4 protein-coding genes are annotated in these 8,689 nt (G+C 32.9%); all 4 read right to left on the bottom strand.

What is annotated here, in order from left to right; all coding sequences use genetic code 11:
• Nucleotides 1–3,994: SdrD B-like domain-containing protein (locus ER639_RS11830; RefSeq protein ID WP_164993447.1), on the bottom strand; the 3,994-nt coding region annotated here is incomplete at its 3' end.
• A gap of 279 nt (nt 3,995–4,273) precedes the next feature.
• Entirely contained in the window at nt 4,274–5,851 is a 1,578-nt protein-coding gene (locus ER639_RS11835; RefSeq protein WP_129065961.1) for a periplasmic substrate-binding domain-containing protein, read from the bottom strand.
• Between the two features lie 107 nt (nt 5,852–5,958).
• A complete protein-coding gene (locus ER639_RS11840; protein WP_129065962.1) occupies nt 5,959–7,548 on the bottom strand; it encodes a periplasmic substrate-binding domain-containing protein in 1,590 nt (529 codons plus the stop codon).
• Nucleotides 7,549–7,878: 330 nt separating this feature from the next.
• Nucleotides 7,879–8,689 (bottom strand): SdrD B-like domain-containing protein (locus ER639_RS12535; RefSeq protein ID WP_129065963.1); only part of this gene is annotated, 811 nt, incomplete at its 5' end.

Consider the following 8,689-nt stretch of genomic DNA (forward strand, 5'->3'; position numbering starts at 1 on the left):
TTTCTGTTGTGCCATCTGGATACGTAATTGTTACTGTTACGCCTGGAATACCTGGCTCATCTGTATCTTGTTGACCGTCTCCATCTATATCTTCCCAAACTGTATCTCCTACTGATACTTTGATGAATCCTGAGTCAATTGTCATATCATCAGCGTTGTTGATTGTTACTTTCACAACTTGACCATCTGAATCTAATCTATCGTTTCCTACATTAGAAATTGTTGGTCCATTGTATCCTTCTGGAGTACCGAATGTCACTATGTAGTCTCCGTTTGGTAAGTCTGTAAATACATAGTTACCATTCGCATCTGTCGTTGTCGTTACTGTTGAACCGTCAGGTTTTGTTAATGTTACTGTTACACCTGGAATGCCTGGTTCTCCCGCATCTTGGATGCCATCTTTATCTTGATCGAACCATACATGGTCACCTATATCATATAAATCAGACATAGAATCTGAAGTTGAGTTTGAATTTGATACTGAGTCCGTTACTGAATCTGTTACTGAATCTGTCACTGAATCTGTCACTGAATCCGTTACTGAATCCGTTACTGAATCCGTTACTGAGTCCGTGATTGAATCTGTCACTGAATCTGTTACTGAGTCTGTCACTGAATCTGTCACTGAATCCGTTACTGAATCCGTTACTGAGTCCGTGATTGAATCTGTCACTGAATCTGTTACTGAGTCTGTCACTGAATCTGTCACTGAATCCGTTACTGAATCCGTTACTGAATCCGTTACTGAATCCGTTACTGAGTCCGTGATTGAATCTGTCACTGAATCCGTTACTGAGTCTGTCACTGAGTCTGTCACTGAATCCGTTACTGAATCCGTTACTGAGTCCGTGATTGAATCTGTCACTGAATCCGTTACTGAGTCTGTTACTGAGTCTGTCACTGAATCTGTCACTGAATCCGTTACTGAATCCGTTACTGAATCCGTTACTGAGTCTGTTACTGAGTCTGTCACTGAATCTGTTACTGAATCTGTCACTGAATCCGTTACTGAATCTGTCACTGAATCCGTTACTGAATCTGTCACTGAATCCGTTACTGAATCTGTCACTGAATCCGTTACTGAATCTGTCACTGAATCCGTTACTGAATCTGTCACTGAATCTGTTACTGAATCCGTTACTGAATCTGTCACTGAATCCGTTACTGAATCTGTCACTGAATCCGTTACTGAATCTGTCACTGAATCTGTCACTGAGTCTGTTACTGAATCCGTCACTGAATCTGTCACTGAGTCTGTTACTGAGTCTGTTACTGAATCTGTCACTGAATCTGTCACTGAATCTGTCACTGAATCTGTCACTGAATCCGTTACTGAATCCGTTACTGAATCTGTCACTGAATCCGTCACTGAATCTGTTACTGAATCTGTTACTGAATCCGTTACTGAGTCTGTCACTGAATCTGTCACTGAATCTGTCACTGAATCCGTTACTGAATCTGTCACTGAATCTGTCACTGAATCTGTCACTGAATCTGTCACTGAATCTGTCACTGAATCCGTTACTGAATCCGTTACTGAATCTGTCACTGAATCCGTCACTGAATCTGTTACTGAATCTGTTACTGAATCCGTTACTGAGTCTGTCACTGAATCTGTCACTGAATCTGTCGCTGAATCCGTTACTGAATCTGTCACTGAATCCGTTACTGAATCTGTCACTGAATCCGTCACTGAATCTGTCACTGAATCTGTTACTGAGTCTGTTACTGAATCCGTTACTGAATCCGTTACTGAATCTGTCACTGAATCTGTCACTGAGTCTGTTACTGAATCCGTTACTGAATCCGTTACTGAATCTGTCACTGAGTCTGTTACTGAGTCTGTGATTGAATCAGGTATTATTGAATATCCAGCATCGATTGTCATATTATTTGCATTATTAATTACAACTGTAACTCTATTTGAAGTTTCTGTAATATCTGAATCAGCTGAATCCGTTGTAGTAGTGGCATTGCCTTGTGTTGGAATCCATGTAGTTGGATTCGGATTAATAAATTCAACTTGATAAGTCCCATTTACTAATCCTGTAAACAAATATTTTCCTAAAGCATCTGTTGTTGTAGTAGCAACACGTATTCCTGTTGCATCAAGTAAATTTACTGTAACTCCAGCTACTCCAGTATTAATTTCATTTTGAATTCCATCTTTGTTAGAGTCAAACCAAACAGTATCCCCTAATGAATATGTTGTTCCAGTTCCAGTAGAACCACTAGTTTGACTCCCAAAACCTGTAGCATTTCCAGTAATAGTAGTTTTTGAGCCTAAAAGTGAAGTTGAATAAGTATAATCTGCTCTAACTGATAATGGTCCAATGTAATTTGGAATCTCTTGGAATGTAGTTTTGATGATATAACCTGTAGTACCTGTATTACCTATATTTATCGTAGCTGTTCCATCTGGATTCACAGTTATTGGAACACTTACTTTTGTTAAAGTTGAGTAGTTAGGAGAAAAACTATCAACAAACTGTGCATCATTAGTAACTTTATAAACTTCAATTTGTGAAGCTGATGTAATTTTATATCCGGTCCCAACGACTTTTACAACTTTATTATAATCATTATAGTGCGGTTGATTTATATAAGTTGTTTGTACAACAGTATTTGCAGTTATATAGTCAACACCGTTCTTAATTGATTTCGTTTCATCATTTCCGTAGTCAAATACTACATTTTGTACTTTGGTTTCGCCTGCAACAGTAATATTTACTGGAACAGATTGCTTATCAGTAGTAACAACTGATCTAATAGGATTTGTTAAAACTGAAAATGTTCCAGTAACATTTTCCTTTATATCAACATAATTAGTGAATGTGTACGTAGCGGTATTTGTTGCTTCATCATATGTACCTATAGCAATAGTACTACCATTACCATCATATATATTTGCAACTGTATACGGTTTTTCAACTATACCTGGATGTACATATGTTCCAAAATTCATTGTAAAATAATCGCCTTCTTTTACAGCGTTATCGACTGTGAAAGAATTATTAACTTTCAACGCTCCACTACTAGTCACCCAAACTTCATTTGCGGTTTTACCTCCTCCTGTGATTTCATAAGTAGTCGTAGCAGTAACTAGGTTATTAACATTAGTTCCTGCAATTGCAGCGAAAGTAGTAATCGAATCAGTTGAAGTAGACATTAATGAAATAGTAGGCATCATTGTTCTAAGCATTGAAGTTTGTGTATCATTATTATACAATGTGATACTTTCTTCATTTGTTAATGAAGTTGTAGCAATAGGAACAGCAGTTACATCCACTGCATTATTATTTTGTTCATCAGCAATTGCTTGTAATAAAAATGCTGTAATTTCATCAGTTGTTAAAGTAGAGTAGTCCAAACCTAAAGCTTCAACCTTAGATTGAGCTTCTTCTAAAGTTACACCTGTACCTTGAGCATAGTAATCCACAATAGCAGCTTCTTTATCAATAGTAGTAGTTGCATTATTTATAGTAGAAACTAATACTTCTGTCATTGCATCTTCAGTAGTTACTGCTTCTGTTGTTGGTGCTTCTGTTGTTACTGGCGTTTCCGTTGTTACTGGCGTTTCTGTTGTTACTGGCGTTTCTGTTGTTACTGGCGTTTCTGTTGTTACTGGCGTTTCCGTTGTTACTGGTGTTTCCGTTGTTACTGGTGTTTCCGTTGTTACTGGCATTTCCGTTGTTACTGGTGTTTCTGTTGTTACTGGCGTTTCCGTTGTTACTGGTGTTTCCGTTGTTACTGGTGTTTCCGTTGTTACTGGCATTTCCGTTGTTACTGGTGTTTCTGTTGTTACTGGCGTTTCTGTTGTTACTGGCGTTTCTGTCGTTGACGATTCTTCTGTCGCTGCTTGGGCATCTTGACCAAGATACATTAATGACCCTATTAAAATGGACGCAGTCCCTACTGTAAATTTACGTATAGAATACTTATTCAATTTGTTTGCAATGAAATCATAACGTTTTCCTGTCGTGTTATTCTTCATATTTCCCTCCATATACAATATAAAATTTTACATTTTACACCGATAGATTTTACAAATTAACTATAATGGTTAAATTTAGTGTAGAAAATAGACAATATGTATTTAATCGTCTCCTTTTAATTATTTAGTTATACTAAAATAAATATCAGCGATAATCCCTTACTTAATGATTAAGTTTTGCAATATTTGCTTAATCATAAGATTTATATTAAATTTTGTTGAAATAATAAAAAAAAATAAAAACTCTTAAGTAATTTAACTTAAGAGTTTTAAAAATTATTATTCTATTATTGCACTATGGTATTTAATAAACCCATATTGATTAACTTCTATGTAATGTATATAAGACGGAAAATAAAAATATCTATATTTAAGGTACAATTCGATAAATAACCCTTCTTCTTCAAGTTTGGATAAAACATTATCTGCGATCATATTCATCTTTTCTTTTTCATTCAAATCAAAATATCGAATAAATGATTCACAATCAGAATATTGAAGAAGCCATTCTTTGCATTTACAATTTAGCATTAAATCATAAAACTTTATGGGATTCTCCTGCATATAGGTTTCCATCATAAATAAAAAATCTGTATCTAATGCTTCTAAAGGTGTCTTTAAATATATCTCATGATCGACCATCTTATGATCCACCTTTACCCCTAGTTCCTTTTCCATTTTATCAAATATTTTTTGAAAGGCGGGATAATTAAAGTTATTAGATAAAAACTTTATTGGTTTAGTCAATTTTATTTGATGATCACCAAAAGGTTGATATAACCAATCAAACTCTCTGTTCTCTTGTTCAAGTAATTTCTGCATATAAGGTACAAATGCATTGATAAAGCTTAATCGTTCTTCTTTTGTTAAACATGTTTTCGGATTACACACTAATAATCCATTACTCTTTGCGAAACGAATTGATGTCAAACGATTACGTACATTATAGACATCTCTTATTTTTGATTGATTTTTTACTAAAAATATTTTCTTAATCTGCGGTTGCCTTTTATTATATGGATTTACATTTAATACAATCTCATTTTTATCATATTTATGCACACAATATTTACCTGTTCCATGAACAACACCATCCTCTTCTCTTAAGATTGCAGCATATGGTTCAGACAACAAAAATTTAAGATGTTCAACTGCATGTGTACAATATATAACAAAATGGAAATCATTAATAATTTCTATATCCCTTATCATTTGAAAATGAAGATGAAATTCTCTTCTTTTGTATACATCATTGATGACAGATACAACTTCCTTACTTGTCATTTGTACATTATCGTCAAAATAAGCATCTTTCGTTAAATGAATATGTAAAGCATTATCTACCCATTCATCATACTTTACTAATTGGTATTCTACTTCACCTTTATTGTATACATATAATGTTTCTGCAATATTTTCAAAAATTTGACTACTTACCGTATCATGTGACATATTTTTATATAATCTTTCCGGAATATCAAACACATAGTCCAGTAAGAATCCTTGTGTATGTTCTTTATCATAAAACTCATCAATCAATGCTTGAATAACCGATTCTCTCGATTCCTCATGCCAAGGCAAATTAATATATTCTTGTAATTCTTGTAATTCCATGTTTTTAGCATTTTGAATGGCATAGTAAAACAATTCTTTCTCAGCATCTATCTTCATTGTAATTTCTAATTTTCTACCTCTTCCTGAGCCTCCTGAATATTCAATATATCCATTATCTTGCCATGTATTCAACAGTCTAGAAAGCTGTCTCTTAGAAACTCCAATATAATCATGTATTTCTATGTCTAAGTTCCTAGAATATAAATAACTTTGTAAACTTAATAAACGCTTGTCGATTTTCATACCATCCAACTACTTTCTTTTAAAAAAATTCCTTTTAAATGATATAAATAAACTCAAAATAAAAAAAGCGACAAAGAAGTTAACCATGTCACCTTTTTCAATACATTTTAAACATTTAAATTTATAATGTTTTTATAAATAATCAATCCATTATTATTTAATGTAACATTTTTAAAATATGTAGGAATCACATAATTTCTCATGGATAAAATTAAAGGTTTTATCCAGTACTTGCTCTCAATAAATCTTTTAAAATGATTTTCTTGTTTGTACCACTCTGTTATACTTGTCGATTTAATTTGATCAATAAATCCTGTCAGTTCTATGAAATCTGAATACAACATTCCCAAATTCGTATTATCCATCAATGAATAATAAAAAAGTGTGTCCAAGTATGTATGTCCTAAAAAGAATAAATCGCACTTCAATCGATTAACTGTGCCATCTAATAAATCCTCAAAAGCTAATAATTTATATTTCACATTAAAACCGACTTTAGTCAATAAACCAATCAATTTATTAAGCTTCAAATTATTTTTATCGTATATTCCAATAACGATTTCATCTTCGAAGATTTGATTTGAATATGATGCTAATATCTCATCACTATTTTGATTATTATAGTAATCATTTATGAGTTCAGCTAAAGTCTTCCTCTTCTCCCTATCAAGGACAGTGTACTTAGGATTAAAACACATAAATCCTGTTTGAATTAATGAACCTTTAGAAATATTTGATGTTTTTTCATGTCTAAACGAAGCAATATATTGATTGTAATTATTTATTAAATATACTTTCGAAATATCAGGCGTTGGATGATGTGAATCTGTTCGATTAATAAGAGTGATATATGTATTACTTGTTTGATAAATTTTATATACACCTGTTCCAAAGTATTTTTCATTAACATGTATATATATACTTGCACTCGCAGAAGAGAGTATCAATTTTAAATAATCTAAAGAACAATTATATTTTATTCTCAAACTAAACAATCCTAATGTCTCAATAGACTCTATCACCAAATATTTTTCGCGATGACTTTTATGATTCATTAATACTGTAATGCATTCAACAACATCGGATGCAAATAAGTGCTTACCATTAGAAAATTTCACATCATGATATAAATAGAGTACTAAATCATTATCTATTATTTCTTCATGTTTAACGAGACTGCTCGAAAAATTCATCTCCTCATCTATATCAAATAATCGATCCATTAAATTAAAAATTAAAACTTCATGAGATACATCTGTATGAATTAACGGGTTTAATACTTTTGGTATACGATATATATAATCTATAAAAGTACATTCCTGTTGCGATGATTGATTTTTCTCTTTGTCCTCAATCAATCTTTGATGATAAATTGAATGTAGTAGAACTTTTGAGGATTGATATAGAGGAAGTTGAAGGATATTCTCTAGTTCTTCAAATGATAATTCATTTATTTTTTGTATATGATAAGAAATAAACATTTGTTCTATATCTTGATTAAACGTTACTTCTGATAAAACACCTCTTCCTAATCCAACTCTATAGGTTAGCAATTGATCACTTTCCCATTGCTTCATCAAACGTGATAATTGTCTAGTAGTTATTCCTAGTACTTTAGAAACCTCATCTCTAGAAAAAAGATTATTCTGCAAGTATTTATATAAAATTAATAGCTTATTATCAATTTTTTTTACCATGACCCCACCTCAAAGATTGCAAATTCCTCTACAAAAAACTTTACAATACTCCTACTTATTTCGGTTGATAACTACCTAAAAATATTATATATATTTAGTAATATCATTTATTCAATTTTATCATAAAAAGCATACAATTTATAATGTTTTTCAATTATTCAACAGCATATTTTATCATGCAATAAAAAAATATTTTTCGTTATTACAATACTTTTAATATATTATTTTAAATTACATTAATCGTCATCATCAATAAAAATACAAAAGCTAAGAATGTTTTTGATAAACATTCTTAGCTTTTGTTGTTTATATTCTTAATTTAACTCAATTTTATTTCTCTTCTGATTGAACGTTTTCTTGTTTACGTTTTCTGAATAACAAAAATCCACCTAAACCAGCAAACATTGCCGCTAAAGCACCTGAAATATTATGTTCACCTGTATCTGGTAATGACTTCATACCTGATTCCGCTGGCGTACCAGGGTTACTCGAGGTACCCGGTTCTATCGGTGTCGTTGGGTTCGTTGGTGTGCCTGGATCTTCCGGTGTCGCCGGGTTCGTTGGTATGCCTGGCTCAACTGGTGTTGCTGGGTTCGTTGGCGTTCCTGGGTCTACCGGTGTTGCTGGGTTCGTTGGTATGCCACTACCACCTTCTGGTGTATAAAATCCTGAATCGATTGTGTAATCATTTGAAGTCAAATCAATTGTTACTACTGATCCATCTGAGTCTAATGTATCATCTCCAGCGTTTACATCTGTTGGAATCATACCAGCTGGCGTTTCGAAGTAAATAGTATATTTACCTGGTTCTAAATCTTTAAAGATATAGTGACCATTCGCATCTGTTGTAGTTTTAATCATAATACCATCAGCTTTTACTAATACTACTGTAACACCTTCAATACCTTTTTCACCGGCATCTTGGATACCATCGTGATCAGTATCGAACCATACTGTATCTCCAAGTTCTAATTTAGTTGGATTTTTAACAAATCCAGAATCGATTGTTGGATTATCTTTACCATCTACAGTGATTGTTACTTTCGTGCCATCTGAGTCACTTGTATCATCGCCTGTATTTGGTGTTGTTGGTGTGTAACCTTCTGGTGTTTCAAATTCAATTGTTACTTCACCATTTGGT

It is taken from the genome of Macrococcus sp. DPC7161 (assembly GCF_004117835.1).
GTDB lineage: Bacteria > Bacillota > Bacilli > Staphylococcales > Staphylococcaceae > SDSC01.

Excerpts from the sequence above, each read along its gene's own strand:
- ER639_RS11835 (WP_129065961.1), bottom strand. The coding sequence starts at position 5,851 with ATGAAAATCGACAAGCGTTTATTAAGTTTACAAAGTTATTTATATTCT.
- ER639_RS11840 (WP_129065962.1), bottom strand. The coding sequence starts at position 7,548 with ATGGTAAAAAAAATTGATAATAAGCTATTAATTTTATATAAATACTTG.